This window comes from Pseudomonas sp. XS1P51 (assembly GCF_054897845.1).
Window position 1 is genome coordinate 5,542,439 of record NZ_CM142707.1, and the last position, 13,095, is coordinate 5,555,533.

The following is a 13,095-nucleotide window of genomic DNA, read 5'->3' on the forward strand; positions in this document are numbered from 1 at the left end:
GAAGTGTCGTGTTTCAGACCGCGACCTTGTGGTCTTGCAGCCCTGGGCTGCTGACGCGGTAAATACCGATTTCACCTAACAGATTAGGCCATAGCTTACTGGCCCACCCGTGCCGATGCTGTTGATCCACGGCAAGCCGATCAATGACCTTCGCTTCACGTTCGCGACACAACGCTTCAAAGTCTTCGAAGGTACAGAAGTGGATGTTTGGTGTGTTGTACCAGGTGTACGGCAGAAACTCGGACACCGGCATCCGCCCCTTGCTCGCCAGGTACCAGCGGCAGCGCCAGTGACCGAAGTTGGGGAAGGTGATGATGCACTGGCGCCCGACGCGCAGCATTTCGTCGAGGATCTTGTCCGGGTAGTGCACCGCTTGCAGCGCCTGGGTCATGACCACGATGTCGAAGCTGTTGCTGGCAAAGTTGCCCAGGCCCTTGTCCAGGTCCTGCTCGATGACGTTGATGCCCTTGGCCACGCACTCGGCGATGTTGTCCGGGTCGTTTTCCAGGCCATAGCCGGTGACTTGCTTGTTGTCCCGCAGCCAGGTCAGCAACTCGCCGTCACCGCAGCCAAGGTCGAGTACGCGGCTGCCGGCGGGGATCCATTCCTGGATGATTTCCAGATCGGCTCTCATGTCTTCCTCAAAGCGAAATACGGTTCATGTAGTTGCTGAATGCCTGCAAGTAACGCGGGATCGGAATCAGGAAGGCGTCGTGGCCTTGCGGAGCGTCGATCTCCAGGTAGCAGACGTCTTTCTTGGCCGCCATCAGCGCGTCCACCAGTTCCCGCGAGCGGGCAGGGGAGAAGCGCCAGTCGGTGGTGAAGGACATCACGCAGAACTTGGCGGTGGCGCCGGCGAATGTTTTCGCCAGGTCATCGTCGAAGTTCGCCGCCGGGTCGAAGTAGTCCAGCGCCTTGGTCATCAGCAGATAGGTGTTGGCGTCGAAACGCCCGGAGAACTCTTCGCCCTGATAACGCAGGTAGCTTTCGACCTGGAACTCGACGCTGTGGAAGTCGTAGTTGAGCTTTTCGCTCTTCAGGCCGCGGCCGAATTTCTCGCCCATGGAGTCGTCGGACAGGTAGGTGATGTGCCCGACCATCCGCGCCAGCATCAACCCGCGCTTGGGGATCACGCCTGCTTCCTGGAACGAACCGCCGTGGAACTCGGGGTCGGTGAGGATCGCCTGACGGGCCACTTCGTTGAACGCGATGTTCTGCGCCGACAGCTTGGGTGCCGAGGCGATGGCCAGGCAGTGCCGCACGCGGTCCGGGTAAGTGATGGTCCACTGCAAGGCCTGCATGCCGCCGAGGCTGCCGCCAATCACGGCAGCCCATTGGCTGACGCCGAGCAAGTCAGACAGACGCGCCTGACTGTGCACCCAGTCTTCCACGGTCAGCACCGGGAAGTCGGCCCCGAACGGTTTGCCGGTCTCCGGGTTGACGCTGCTCGGGCCGGTGGAGCCGTTGCAACCGCCGAGGTTGTTCAAGCTGACCACGAAGAACTTGTTGGTGTCGATTGGCTTGCCGGGGCCGATGCAGCTGTCCCACCAACCGGGTTTGCGGTCGTCGGGGCTGTGGAAGCCGGCAGCGTGATGGTGACCGGACAAGGCGTGGCAGATCAGCACGGCGTTGCTCGCCGTGGCGTTCAGCGTGCCGTAGGTCTCGTAAATCAGGTCATACGCTGGGAGCGAACGGCCGCAGGCCAAGGCCAGGGGTTCGCTGAAGTGCGCCACTTGCGGCGTCACCAGACCAACAGAATCGGGGGGAAAGGCAGTTGGCATTGACCCTGCTCTCGTTGAAATGAGGCGTAAGTCTAAAGACCGGTGGGGTTAGCGGCAAGCAAAGGGCGGGCCTGATTTTATTCAGTGGGACCGAGGTGCAGCATTCGCGAGCAGGCTCGCTCCCACATTGGAATGCATTCACCTGTGGGAGCGAGCCTGCTCGCGAAGAACGATGACGCGGTTAGCCTGCTGGGCGCACCAGATTCGGCAAATCCGGCAGCTTCTTCGGCGAACAAATGCGCACCCGCTTCTGCCGATTCAACTCGCCGCTGATCAAGCTCACCTGGCTCTTGGAAACCCCGAACGCCTTGGCCAAAAACGCTATCAGGTACGCATTGGCCTTGCCTTCAACCGGCGGCGCTGTCAGGCGAATTTTCAGCCGATCACCGTGCAGCCCGCAGAAGTCATCGCTGCGGGCCGCCGGTTGCAGGTGACATTCCAGAATCAGGTCTTCACCGTCCCAGCGAAAGTAGCTCACCGGGTCAGATCAGCCCGAGCAGCCCGTTGGGCATGAGGGCGTAGTACGCAAGTCGCGGGATCAGCCAGCTTTGCAGCAACTGGATCACGATAAACGCGAAGATCGGCGAGATGTCCAGGCCGCCCAGGTTCGGAATGATCCGGCGGAACGGGGCGAGTACCGGTTCAGTAATCTGCGCGACCAGTTCGGCGCCCGGATTGTGGCTACCCGGTGCGACCCAGGACAGGATCACGCTGATGATCATCGCCCAGAAAATAATATTCAAGAACAGCGAGAAGAGCGCGATCAGTGCCCACGGCACCAAAAACAGCCAGTCGACCATGAAGCCTTTAAGCAGCAGGATGACCGCTATCAACAGCATCTGAATGATCAGCGCCAGTACCAGCGATGACATGTCTAGCCCGAACATGCTCGGGATCACCCGGCGCAGAGGCTTGAGCAGCGGTTGAGTGGCTTTGACAATGAACTGGCAGAGCGGGTTGTAGAAATTCGCCCTGACCAGTTGCAGGATGAACCGCATCAGCACGATCAGCAGGTACAGGCTGCCCAGGGTTTTAATTACAAAAATGGCAGCGTCATTGAGTCCAAGCATCATTGATTCCTTTGTAAGGGCTGATTAGCGGCCAAGTTGCTCAGCCATCTCGGCCGAGCGGTGCGCAGCGGCGCCGAGTGCTTTTTCTACCAGGGCTTCGAAACCACCGGCCTGGAACGATTTGATTGCAGCTTCAGTGGTGCCTGCAGGCGACGTCACGCGGCGACGCAGTTCGGCGGCGTCGACATCACTGGCGACTGCCATGTGCGCGGCACCCAGCGCGGTTTGCAGGGTCAGTTGTGCGGCGACATCTGCTGGCAGACCGAGCTTCACGCCAGCAGCGGTCATCGCTTCGATCAGCAAAAAGAAGTACGCCGGGCCGCTGCCGGAAACGGCGGTGACCGCGTCCAGTTGTTGTTCTTCGTTCAACCACAACGCGATGCCAACGGCTGACAGCAGTTCTTCAGCTTGCTGACGTTGCGCCGTGGTGACTTCGGCAGTGGCGAACAAACCGCTCACGCCCTGACGCAGCAGCGCCGGGGTGTTGGGCATGCAGCGCACGATCGGCTGGGCGCCGAGCCAGTTGTTCATGCTGGCGCACGTGATGCCGGCCGCGATCGATACCACCAGTTGATCGGGCTTGAGGCTCGGGCGAATCGCTTCGCAGACGGCTTTCATCGCCTGGGGTTTGACCGCCAGTACGACCACGTCGGCGCCTTGAATGGCGTCGGCGTTATCAGCAAACACTTCGATGCCGTGTTCAGCGTTCACACGGGCCCGGGTCTCAGCGCCCGGATCGCTGGCGCGGATTTGCGCGGCGTCCAGACCTTTGGCGCGCAGGCCACCGATCAGGCTGGCGGCCATGTTGCCGGCACCGATAAAGGCAATACGAGTCTTGCTCATGTCAGGTCCTTATAAAGAGAGAAGTCAGCCACGTTATGGCTGACCGTAGTCGCGAGCGCCGAACAGGGCCGTACCGATGCGGACCCAGGTGGCGCCCTGGGCGATGGCCGACTCGATGTCGTGGCTCATGCCCATGGAAAGTGTGTCGAGCGGCAGGTTCAGGCTGGCTTGCAGGTTCTGCACGGCAGCGAAAGCGGCATCCTGGGCGGCGCGATCTTCAGTCGGCTCGGGGATTGCCATCAACCCGCGCAGCTTGATGCGCGGCAGTTCGCTGATGGCGTTGGCCAGGGCCGGCAGGTCGGCCGGGGCGCAGCCGGATTTGCTGGCTTCACCGCTGACGTTGACCTGGATGCAGATATTCAGTGGCGGCAAATCGGCAGGACGTTGTTCCGACAGGCGTTGTGCGATTTTCAAACGATCCACGGAGTGCACCCAGGCGAAGTGCTCGGCGATAGCACGAGTCTTGTTCGATTGAATGGGGCCGATGAAGTGCCAGATCAAGGGCAGGTCGGCCAATTCGAGCTGTTTGCCCAACGCCTCCTGCAGGTAGTTCTCGCCAAAGTCACGGATCCCGGCGGCGTAGGCTTCGCGCAGGGCCTCGGCGGGCTTGGTCTTGCTGACGGCCAGCAGTTGGACACTGTGCTCGTCGCGTTTTGCGGCGACGGCAGCGGCATGGATGCGTGAACTAACCTGAGCAATGTTGTCTGCTATCGTGGACATTCAATGTGCGCCGGCGGGTCTGAGGTTGGCGGCATTCTACTGGAATTGAGGAGCGCTATGGATATCACTGAGCTGCTGTCCTTCAGCGCTAAACAGGGCGCGTCCGACCTGCACCTGTCTGCCGGCCTGCCGCCGATGATTCGCGTGGACGGCGATGTGCGGCGCATCAACCTGCCGGCCCTGGACCACAAGCAGGTTCAGGAGCTGATCTACGACATCATGAACGACACCCAACGGGTGGATTTCGAAAAACACCTGGAAACCGACTTCTCCTTTGAAGTGCCCGGTGTGGCGCGCTTTCGGGTCAACGCGTTCAACCAGAATCGCGGTGCGGGCGCGGTTTTCCGGACCATTCCGTCCAAGGTTCTGAGCATGGATGACCTGGATATGGGGGAAGTGTTTCGCAAGATTACCGAATCCCCTCGCGGGCTGGTGCTGGTGACCGGGCCGACCGGTTCTGGCAAGTCCACCACCCTGGCGGCGATGATCGACCACCTGAACAACCATCGTCATCACCACATTCTCACCATCGAAGACCCGATCGAGTTCGTCCACGAATCGCGCAAATGCCTGATCAACCAGCGCGAAGTCCACCGTGATACCCGCAGCTTCGCCACGGCCCTGCGCTCGGCGCTGCGTGAAGATCCGGATGTGATTCTGGTGGGGGAGATGCGCGATCTGGAGACCATCCGCCTGGCGCTGACCGCCGCCGAGACCGGACACCTGGTGTTCGGCACGCTGCACACCACATCGGCGGCGAAAACCATCGACCGGGTAGTGGACGTATTTCCGGGGGACGAGAAGTCGATGGTGCGCTCGATGCTTTCCGAGTCGTTGCTGGCGGTGGTTTCCCAGACGCTGGTGAAGAAGATCGGCGGCGGGCGGATGGCTGCCCACGAAATCATGCTGGGGACGTCGGCGATCCGAAACCTGATCCGCGAAGACAAGGTGGCGCAGATGTACTCGTCGATTCAGACCGGGGGGAACCTGGGGATGCAGACGCTGGATATGTGCTTGAAGGAGTTGGTGACCAAGGGCTTGATCAGTCGCGATCATGCGCGTGAAAAGGCGCGTTCGCCGGATAATTTTTGAGGTTCAAAAGCAAGAGATCGCAGCCTTCGGCAGCTCCTACAGGGAAATGCATAATCCCGCGTAGGAGCTGCCGAAGGCTGCGATCTCTTGATCTTGCTTCAAATCAGCGTTGAACAACCTGTATGGCGTTCTTCTCTTTGGGCAGAACCCGCTTGGCAACCACGTAGTGGCTTTCCCAGTACGGTTTCTTCAGAGTGTCGATGGTCACCGACTTGCCACGGCGTGGTGCGTGGATGAAGCGGTCGTTGCCCAGGTAGATGGCAACGTGATTGACGCGACGGCTCTTGATGTTGAAGAAAATCAGGTCGCCTGGCTTAAGATCCTTGCGATCGACTTTTTCGCCATGACCGCTGGCCATGGCGTTCGAGGTGCGCGGGAGGTCAAACGTGGCGTCGTTGAACGCGTATTTCACCAGGCCGCTGCAATCGAAGCCTTTGCTTGGGCTGCTGCCGCCCCAACGGTACGGAGTACCAAGGACATTCACGGCGCGGCTCAGCACGTTGCTGCTTTCCTTGGTCGCCATCGGCGGAACCAGGCCGCTTTTGCTGACCAGTTGAGGCGCACGGTTGGCAGATTTCTTGTTTTTGCTCGAAGGAGCAGAAACATGGGATTTTGGGGTGTAACCATTAACGTTAGGAAGACGTTGCTCACGATTGGTGGCGTGGGCGGCCAGTGGCATCAAAAGGCAAATGGTTAGCCATGTCTTGAAAAATGGACGCATTAGGCAAGGCTCATATGGGTTAGCGCGCAACTTTATAACAGCTTTTTTGGCTCTTCCGAGGCCGTTGGTCGATTCAACCTTGGGGTCAACGGAACCAAATACGCGGCAAATGGACGCAATTGTCGGACAGAAGTCAGGTGCTATAAGGGTTTGACGGGAGACACGGTAGCATTTGCCATACGTCGGCCACCTGTAAAAAAGTCACAAAGAATTCAAGAATATTTATCTATCGTGTGATTCGAGGTCTTTCATGAACACCTATCAACAGTCTGTTTCGCACCAGGATACGCACAGCAAAGTGATCGGTTACCTGCTGTGGATTTTCGGTTTTACCGGGGCTCACCGCTTCTATTACGGCAAGCCGGTGACCGGGACGATCTGGTTCTTCACCTTTGGCTTGTTGGGCATTGGCTGGCTGATCGATGTGTTTCTGATCCCGGCCATGGACCGTGAAGCGGACCTGCGGTTTACCGCCGGGCCTATCGAATACAACGTCGCGTGGATTCTGCTGACGTTTCTCGGGGTACTCGGCGTGCACCGGATGTATCAGGGGAAGTGGATCAGCGGATTGCTGTACCTGGTGACGGGTGGGTTGTTCTTTCTGGGGGTGCTGTATGACTTCTGGACGTTGAATGACCAGGTGTCGATTCGTAATGCGCAGAACAGAGGCGCCTTCCAGTAAGTCATCGCGAGCAGGCTCGCTCCCACAGGGTATTTGTGGTGAATCACAAACCCCTGCAAGACACTGAACTACTGTGGGAGCGAGCCTGCTCGCGAATGCAGGCGACGCAGTCTTAAGCCTGGTGGCTGATCCGCCCATCCACCAAGGTATAGCGCACCACGCCCGGCAGGCTGTGGCCAATGAACGGGCAGTTCTCACCTTTGGACAGCCAGTTTTCACCGGCCACGGTGGAGGCCGCCGGGTCGAACAGCACGATGTCCGCCGCACCACCCACCGCCAGTTTCCCCGCCGGCAAACGCAGCGCGTCCGCAGGCCCGGTACTCAGGCGTGCGAGCAGCGTTGGCAGGTCCAGCAAACCGTCTTCCACCAGCGTCATCGCCAGCGGCAGCAGCAGTTCAACGCTGCTGATGCCCGGTTCCGTCGCACCGAATGGCGCCAGTTTCGCATCCCGCTCGTGTGGCTGGTGATGGCTGGAGATAGCCGACACAACACCCGACTTCACCGCCTCACGCAGGCCCTCGCGGTCAGCGCGGGTGCGCAGCGGCGGCTGGACGTGATAGAGGCTGCTGAAGTCGATAAGCGCTTCGTCGGTCAGGATCAGCTGATACAACGCCACATCGGCGGTCACCGGCAATCCGCGTGCCTGGGCGTGAGCGATCAGGGCCACGCCGCGAGCACTGGTGAGCTGGCTGAAGTGCGCGCGTACGCCGCTTTGTTCGACCAGCAGCAGATCCCGGGCCAGGGCCACGGTCTCGGCGGTTTCCGGAATCCCCGGCAAGCCGAGGAAACTGGCGGTCGGGCCTTCATGCGCCAGGCCGCCTTCGGCCAGGTCATGGTCCTGGGAGTTGAAAATCACCGTCAGGTCGAATGTCGCCGCGTACTCCAGCGCCCGGCACAGGGTGCGGGTGTTGCGGAAGCTTTCCAGGCCATTGCCGAAAGCCACGCAGCCGGCATCGCGCAGGGCAACGAGCTCTGCAAGCTGTTCGCCGTCCAGGCCTTTGCTCAGGGCGCCGACCGGGAAGACTTTGGTGTTACCGGCTTCGCGGGCGCGGTCGAGGATCAGTTCGGCCACGGCCGAGGTGTCCAGCACCGGTTTGGTTTTTGGCGGGCAGCACAGGCTGGTGACACCGCCGGCCGCAGCAGCGCGGGTTTCGCTGACGATCGAGCCTTTACGGCTGTAACCCGGCTCGCGCAGGGCGACGTTCAGGTCAACCAGCCCAGGAGCGGCCACCAGGCCTTGGGCGTCGATCGTCTCGACAGCGACAAAACCGGCCGGCGCGGCGCCAAGGGCGACGATCTTGCAGGCTTCAACGTGGATATCAGTCACTTGATCCAGGCCACTGCTTGGATCGATAACACGGGCGCCGAGAATGCTGAGCTTCACTGGGCGTTCTCCTGCTCGAATTGGCGCTGGGCAGTTTGCCCGCTCATGGCCATGGACAACACAGCCATACGAATCGCGATGCCGTAGGTCACCTGGTTGAGAATCACCGAGTGCGGGCCGTCGGCCACCGCCGACTCAATTTCCACCCCACGGTTGATCGGTCCCGGGTGCATGACGATGGCATCCGGTTTGGCGCCGGCCAGGCGCGCGGTAGTCAGGCCGAACAGGCGGTAGAACTCGCCCTCGCTCGGCAGCAGGCCGCCGGTCATGCGCTCACGTTGCAGGCGCAGCATGATCACCACGTCGACGTCTTTGAGGCCTTCGGTCATGTCGGTGTAGACCTTCACGCCGTATTGCTCGATGCCGATCGGCAGCAGCGTCTTCGGCGCGATCACGCGGATGTCCGGGCAGCCGAGGGTTTTCAGCGCCAACATGTTCGAGCGCGCGACCCGCGAGTGCAGGATGTCGCCGACGATGGCTACGGAAAGATTTTCGAAGCCGCCCTTGTGTCGACGGATCGTCAGCATGTCGAGCATGCCTTGGGTCGGGTGCGCGTGACGGCCGTCGCCACCGTTGATGATCGCCACCTGTGGGCAAACATGTTCGGCAATGAAGTGCGCGGCACCGGAATCACCGTGGCGCACGACGAACATATCGGCGGCCATGGCTTCCAGGTTGCGCAGGGTGTCGAGCAGGGTTTCGCCCTTGCTCGCCGACGACGTGGAGACGTTCAGGGTGATCACGTCCGCCGACAGCCGCTGGGCCGCCAGTTCGAAGGTGGTGCGGGTGCGGGTGGAGTTCTCGAAGAACACGTTGCACACGGTCTTGCCGCGCAGCAGCGGGACTTTCTTCACCGCCCGGGCGCCGACTTCGAGGAACGAGTCGGCGGTGTCGAGGATTTCCGTCAGCAACTCGCGGCGCAAACCGTCGAGCGAGAGGAAGTGGCGCAGCTGGCCCTGATCATTGAGCTGCAGCGGGCGCTTGGTTTCTAGAGGCGTCATCGCGAGGGGGACTCTCAATAGGGCGAATTAAAGGGCGAGGTCTTGCAGTTCGAGCTTGAGTTCCGGGCCGGACAGTTTCACGCGCTCATGGGCTGCCAGCGACAGGGTCGCGCCAACCACATTCGGGCGGATCGGCAGCTCGCCGGCGTCCAGGTCCAGCAGGCACACCAGCGTCACGCTGGCCGGGCGACCGTAGTCGAAGAGTTCGTTGAGGGCGGCGCGGATGGTGCGGCCGCTCATCAGCACGTCGTCGATCAGTACCAGGTGCTGGCCTTCGATCTCGAACGGCAGCGCTGAAGGGCGCACTTGCGGGTGCAGGCCGTTCTGGCTGAAGTCGTCGCGGTAGAAGGAAACGTCCAGGGTGCCCAGGGGCGAGTCGCTGCCCAGCTCATCGAGCAACGCCTGGGCGACCCAGACGCCGCCGGTCCGAATGCCGATGTAACGCGGTTCGCTGATGCCACGGTGTTCCAGGTGGTCCTTGAGACGGATTGCCATCTGGCTGATCAGTTCGGCGGGATTGGGCAGGCTCATGGTTGCTCCTTCTTGGGCCCGAACCGGATGCGGCTTGAGTGTTGGCTCGGGTTGTAGCTAAGAGAGACGTTTTAACGGCTCATCAGGATTCGAACAGTGCGGTGTTTTCGTCGAGCCAGCCTTGCAGCAGCAGGGCGGCGGCGATGGCGTCGACCGGGTTGTCGCGGTAACTGCCTTTCTGGCCGCCACGGGCCAGGCGTTCGCCCTTGGCCTCGAACGTGGTCAATCGTTCATCGTGGGTATAGAAGGGTAGGTTGTAGCGGCCGTTCAGTCGGCGGGCGAATTTCTCGGCTCGCAGGCACATGTCGCTCGGGGTGCCGTCCATGTTCAGCGGCAGGCCGACCACCACGGCGTCGGGTTTCCACTCTTTGATCAGGGCTTCGACCTGATTCCAGTCGGGAATGCCGTTTTGTGCCTTCAAGGTGCACAGCTCGCGGGCCTGGCCGGTAATCACTTGGCCGACCGCAACGCCGATCTGTTTGGTGCCGTAGTCGAAACCCAAAATCAGGCGCAGGGCCATCAGGCGTGCCCCGCCTGGCTGGTGAGCAGGCTGAGATTGACCCCGAGGTGTTTGGCCGCTGCTTCCAGACGCAGTTCGCTGCTGGTGTTGAACAGAATATCGGCGTCGTAAGGGCAGGTCAGCCAGGCATTTTGCGCCAGTTCGGCTTCCAGTTGCCCGGCTTCCCAACCGGCGTAGCCGAGGGTGATCACACTTTTTGCCGGACCGACGCCGTCGGCGATGGCGAACAGCACGTCCTGGGAGGTCGACAAGGACAGCTCGCCTTCCAGATCAACGGTTGCCTGGAAAGTCTTCCCCGACGGGTGCAGGACAAAACCGCGATCGGTCTGCACCGGGCCGCCGATGAAGATCGGCACATGCTGGCAGAGCACCGGCGGTTCGATATCGGGGCGCAATTGCTCGAGGATATCGGCCAGGTTCAGGTCTTGCGGACGGTTGACCACCAGCCCCATGGCACCATTGGCCGTGTGCTCGACGATGTAGGTCAAGGTGTGCGCAAAGTTCGGGTCGGCCATGTGAGGCATGGCGATCAGGAAGTGATGCTTGAGGTAGCTGGGGCTGACGTTTTTCATGAGCGCTAGTGTGGCGTTGGAGGGGCGAACTGACAAGCTGAGCAAGTCAAAAGATCGCAGCCTTCGGCAGCTACTACATTGGAATGTGTACACCTGTAGGAGCTGCCGAAGGCTGCGATCTTTTGATCTTCCTGCTAATTACTGGACAACCGATCCCCACGGGCAAACTTCCACGTGCGAATAATTTCCAGGCGGTCGATATCCGACAAATCCCCGGTAAACGGTGAAAACGGCGCGGCCAGCCGCACGATGCGCTGGGCCGCTTGATCCAGCAGCGGTTGCCCGGAGGACTCCAGCACCAACACTTCAAACAGCGAACCGTCGCGGTTGATCGAAACCATCAGTCGCAAATTGCCGTAAATCTGCTTGCGCCGCGCTTCATCCGGGTAATTCAGGTTGCCGATCCGCTCGACTTTCTTGCGCCATTCGTCTTTGTACCAGGCGCCCTTGTCGCGCATGGTCGACGCGGCACTCAGGCGGTGGATGCGTGGACGCTTGGCGTACAGCTGTTGTTCATTGGCCAGCTCCGCTTCGAGGCTGGCGATGTCGCTGGACAGCTGTTCGCTGTCGAACGTCGGCGCGGCTACGGCGGGTTTGGTGACCGGCTTGGGTTCTTCGGTCTTGGCCGCGGCTTTTTTCGGCTTCGGCGCGACGGTCGTCACGGCTGCCTTGGGCGGGGCTTCCTGCACTTCAGGCTTGGCGGCCGGCGGTGGTGTGACTTTCTGCACCTTGTTGTCCTGGAACGGCGCGACCTCGGTGGTCTTGGGGATCGCCTTTTTATCCAGGGTGCCGCTGCCTTCCTGATTTTCCTGGGCGAGGAAATCGGCTTTTTCGGGCTTTTTTTCGCTTTTGAAGGTGGCGAGGGTGATTTCCAGGGTTTTGCTGATCTGCTTGGGTTCCACAACGGTGAACCCTATACCCAGCAGCAAGGCCAGGTGAACCAACGCTGCGAGAAACAGGGTAAATCCGAGGCGATCGGCCGGGCGCACGCCACGATGGGCGAGTTCAGCGGGCAGATCGGACGGAAGCGTCATGACAAGAAAACCAACATCGCGTTTTTCACAGGCCGCGCATGATAACGCAATGTTGGTTTCATCTTGGGTGTTCTATATCAACGAGCCTTGAGCTTCTGATCGATGGCATCCATCAGCAGGCCACCGATGTCAGTGCCGAACGCATTATCAATCTCGCGAATGCAGGTCGGGCTGGTGACGTTGATTTCCGTCAGATGCTCGCCAATCACGTCCAGACCGACAAACAACAGGCCTTTTTCACGCAGGGTCGGGCCGACTTGCGCGGCAATCCAGCGGTCTTTCTCGGTCAGCGGACGGGCTTCGCCACGGCCACCGGCGGCGAGGTTGCCACGGGTTTCACCGGCGGCAGGAATCCGCGCCAGGCAGTAATCCACCGGCTCACCGTCGATCATCAGGATGCGCTTGTCGCCATCGACGATCGCCGGCAGATAACCCTGGATCATGATCTGCTGTTTGCCATGCAGGGTCAGGGTTTCGAGGATCACCGACAGGTTCGGGTGGCCGGCGGTGTGGCGGAAGATCGATGAACCGCCCATGCCATCCAGCGGCTTGAGGATCACGTCGCCGTGGTGGTCGGCGAATTCACGCAGCACGTCCGGGCGACGGCTGACGATGGTCGGCGGCGTGCACTGCGGGAACAGCGTGGCAAAGAGCTTCTCGTTGCAGTCACGCAGGCTTTGCGGCTTGTTGACCACCAGCACGCCAGCGCGCTCGGCTTGCTCCAGCAGGTAGGTGGAGTACACGAACTCCATGTCGAACGGCGGATCCTTGCGCATCAGGATCACGTCCAGATCGCTCAGCAGCGCGTCGGTTTCGGCTTCCAGTTCGAACCATTTTTGCGGGTTGGCGAACACTTTCAGCGGCCGCATCCGCGCTCGCGCTTCACCTTCAGCCTGGTACAAATCGCTCTGTTCCATATAGAACAGTTCCCAGCCGCGCTTCTGTGCGGCCAGCAGCATGGCCAGCGAGCTATCCTTTTTATAGGAGATGCTGGCAATAGGATCCATGACAATCCCGACGCGAACGCTCATGGGTGTTTCCTCGAAATTTGGGTGGCCGGTACGGCGCGAAAAAGTGGCGTCAGATTGGCGCCCAGTGTGTTCCCGGTCAAGGAAAAACCACCACACCGGTCGGCCGATAGATT

Annotated in this window: 16 protein-coding genes; 2 read left to right on the top strand and 14 right to left on the bottom strand. The window is 60.6% G+C overall.

Annotation, left to right across the window (positions count from 1 at the left end; genetic code table 11):
• Positions 1 to 13: 13 nt before the first annotated feature.
• The 6 genes from metW to ACYZUD_RS25745 all read right to left on the bottom strand — a co-directional run bounded on the left by metW (position 14) and on the right by ACYZUD_RS25745 (position 4,414).
• Complete coding sequence (gene metW, locus ACYZUD_RS25720; protein ID WP_027926558.1) at positions 14 to 634, bottom strand: methionine biosynthesis protein MetW; 621 nt, start codon at positions 632 to 634, stop codon at positions 14 to 16.
• A gap of 7 nt (positions 635 to 641) precedes the next feature.
• Positions 642 to 1,781, bottom strand: coding sequence for a homoserine O-succinyltransferase MetX (gene metX, locus ACYZUD_RS25725; RefSeq protein WP_462020726.1), 1,140 nt, complete (start codon positions 1,779 to 1,781; stop codon positions 642 to 644).
• Positions 1,782 to 1,962: 181 nt separating this feature from the next.
• Positions 1,963 to 2,259 carry a DUF167 domain-containing protein gene (locus tag ACYZUD_RS25730; protein ID WP_462020727.1) on the bottom strand — a complete coding sequence of 99 codons (297 nt, stop codon included), beginning with the start codon at positions 2,257 to 2,259 and terminating at the stop codon, positions 1,963 to 1,965.
• 4 nt (positions 2,260 to 2,263) lie between these two features.
• Positions 2,264 to 2,851 carry a YggT family protein gene (locus ACYZUD_RS25735; RefSeq protein WP_462020728.1) on the bottom strand — a complete coding sequence of 196 codons (588 nt, stop codon included), beginning with the start codon at positions 2,849 to 2,851 and terminating at the stop codon, positions 2,264 to 2,266.
• A gap of 24 nt (positions 2,852 to 2,875) precedes the next feature.
• Positions 2,876 to 3,694 carry a pyrroline-5-carboxylate reductase gene (proC, locus tag ACYZUD_RS25740; RefSeq protein ID WP_462020729.1) on the bottom strand — a complete coding sequence of 273 codons (819 nt, stop codon included), beginning with the start codon at positions 3,692 to 3,694 and terminating at the stop codon, positions 2,876 to 2,878.
• Positions 3,695 to 3,727: 33 nt separating this feature from the next.
• Positions 3,728 to 4,414, bottom strand: coding sequence for a YggS family pyridoxal phosphate-dependent enzyme (locus ACYZUD_RS25745; RefSeq protein WP_462020730.1), 687 nt, complete (start codon positions 4,412 to 4,414; stop codon positions 3,728 to 3,730).
• Between the two features lie 57 nt (positions 4,415 to 4,471).
• Between ACYZUD_RS25745 and ACYZUD_RS25750 the strand changes: the two genes are divergently transcribed.
• Positions 4,472 to 5,506 (top strand): type IV pilus twitching motility protein PilT, encoded by a 1,035-nt coding sequence (locus ACYZUD_RS25750; RefSeq protein WP_462020731.1) that lies wholly within the window; start codon positions 4,472 to 4,474, stop codon positions 5,504 to 5,506.
• Positions 5,507 to 5,609: 103 nt separating this feature from the next.
• On the opposite strand, the gene ACYZUD_RS25755 is transcribed toward ACYZUD_RS25750, so the two are convergent.
• On the bottom strand, positions 5,610 to 6,227 hold the full coding sequence (locus ACYZUD_RS25755) for a C40 family peptidase (RefSeq protein WP_462020732.1): 618 nt from the start codon (positions 6,225 to 6,227) through the stop codon (positions 5,610 to 5,612).
• Between the two features lie 250 nt (positions 6,228 to 6,477).
• Here ACYZUD_RS25755 and ACYZUD_RS25760 point away from each other — a divergent pair, with 250 nt between their 5' ends.
• Positions 6,478 to 6,909: an NINE protein gene (locus ACYZUD_RS25760; protein WP_462020733.1), complete on the top strand. Its 432-nt coding sequence runs from the start codon at positions 6,478 to 6,480 to the stop codon at positions 6,907 to 6,909.
• A gap of 112 nt (positions 6,910 to 7,021) precedes the next feature.
• On the opposite strand, the gene ACYZUD_RS25765 is transcribed toward ACYZUD_RS25760, so the two are convergent.
• From ACYZUD_RS25765 to gshB, 7 genes are all read right to left on the bottom strand, one after another.
• Positions 7,022 to 8,293 (bottom strand): dihydroorotase, encoded by a 1,272-nt coding sequence (locus ACYZUD_RS25765; RefSeq protein ID WP_462020734.1) that lies wholly within the window; start codon positions 8,291 to 8,293, stop codon positions 7,022 to 7,024.
• Positions 8,290 to 9,294: an aspartate carbamoyltransferase catalytic subunit gene (locus ACYZUD_RS25770; protein WP_007939362.1), complete on the bottom strand. Its 1,005-nt coding sequence runs from the start codon at positions 9,292 to 9,294 to the stop codon at positions 8,290 to 8,292. Before ACYZUD_RS25770 ends, ACYZUD_RS25765 begins: the two co-directional genes overlap by 4 nt.
• 27 nt (positions 9,295 to 9,321) lie before the next feature.
• On the bottom strand, positions 9,322 to 9,825 hold the full coding sequence (pyrR, locus tag ACYZUD_RS25775; RefSeq protein ID WP_462020735.1) for a bifunctional pyr operon transcriptional regulator/uracil phosphoribosyltransferase PyrR: 504 nt from the start codon (positions 9,823 to 9,825) through the stop codon (positions 9,322 to 9,324).
• An 82-nt stretch (positions 9,826 to 9,907) separates the two neighbouring features.
• The gene (gene ruvX, locus ACYZUD_RS25780; protein WP_133102430.1) at positions 9,908 to 10,345 is read right to left on the bottom strand and encodes a Holliday junction resolvase RuvX; all 438 of its coding nucleotides are present in this window, start codon (positions 10,343 to 10,345) and stop codon (positions 9,908 to 9,910) included.
• Positions 10,345 to 10,917, bottom strand: coding sequence for a YqgE/AlgH family protein (locus ACYZUD_RS25785; RefSeq protein WP_462020736.1), 573 nt, complete (start codon positions 10,915 to 10,917; stop codon positions 10,345 to 10,347). Before ACYZUD_RS25785 ends, ruvX begins: the two co-directional genes overlap by 1 nt.
• A gap of 134 nt (positions 10,918 to 11,051) precedes the next feature.
• Entirely contained in the window at positions 11,052 to 11,951 is a 900-nt protein-coding gene (locus ACYZUD_RS25790) for an energy transducer TonB (protein WP_462020737.1), read from the bottom strand.
• 77 nt (positions 11,952 to 12,028) lie between these two features.
• Positions 12,029 to 12,982, bottom strand: a complete 954-nt coding sequence (gene gshB / locus ACYZUD_RS25795; protein ID WP_449645788.1) for a glutathione synthase — start codon at positions 12,980 to 12,982, stop codon at positions 12,029 to 12,031.
• Positions 12,983 to 13,095 lie beyond the last annotated feature (113 nt).

Excerpts from the sequence above, each read along its gene's own strand:
- metW (WP_027926558.1), bottom strand. The coding sequence starts at position 634 with ATGAGAGCCGATCTGGAAATCATCCAGGAATGGATCCCCGCCGGCAGC.
- metX (WP_462020726.1), bottom strand. The coding sequence starts at position 1,781 with ATGCCAACTGCCTTTCCCCCCGATTCTGTTGGTCTGGTGACGCCGCAA.
- ACYZUD_RS25735 (WP_462020728.1), bottom strand. The coding sequence starts at position 2,851 with ATGCTTGGACTCAATGACGCTGCCATTTTTGTAATTAAAACCCTGGGC.
- proC (WP_462020729.1), bottom strand. The coding sequence starts at position 3,694 with ATGAGCAAGACTCGTATTGCCTTTATCGGTGCCGGCAACATGGCCGCC.
- ACYZUD_RS25745 (WP_462020730.1), bottom strand. The coding sequence starts at position 4,414 with ATGTCCACGATAGCAGACAACATTGCTCAGGTTAGTTCACGCATCCAT.
- ACYZUD_RS25750 (WP_462020731.1), top strand. The coding sequence starts at position 4,472 with ATGGATATCACTGAGCTGCTGTCCTTCAGCGCTAAACAGGGCGCGTCC.
- ACYZUD_RS25755 (WP_462020732.1), bottom strand. The coding sequence starts at position 6,227 with ATGCGTCCATTTTTCAAGACATGGCTAACCATTTGCCTTTTGATGCCA.
- ACYZUD_RS25760 (WP_462020733.1), top strand. The coding sequence starts at position 6,478 with ATGAACACCTATCAACAGTCTGTTTCGCACCAGGATACGCACAGCAAA.
- ACYZUD_RS25770 (WP_007939362.1), bottom strand. The coding sequence starts at position 9,294 with ATGACGCCTCTAGAAACCAAGCGCCCGCTGCAGCTCAATGATCAGGGC.
- pyrR (WP_462020735.1), bottom strand. The coding sequence starts at position 9,825 with ATGAGCCTGCCCAATCCCGCCGAACTGATCAGCCAGATGGCAATCCGT.
- ruvX (WP_133102430.1), bottom strand. The coding sequence starts at position 10,345 with ATGGCCCTGCGCCTGATTTTGGGTTTCGACTACGGCACCAAACAGATC.
- ACYZUD_RS25785 (WP_462020736.1), bottom strand. The coding sequence starts at position 10,917 with ATGAAAAACGTCAGCCCCAGCTACCTCAAGCATCACTTCCTGATCGCC.
- ACYZUD_RS25790 (WP_462020737.1), bottom strand. The coding sequence starts at position 11,951 with ATGACGCTTCCGTCCGATCTGCCCGCTGAACTCGCCCATCGTGGCGTG.
- gshB (WP_449645788.1), bottom strand. The coding sequence starts at position 12,982 with ATGAGCGTTCGCGTCGGGATTGTCATGGATCCTATTGCCAGCATCTCC.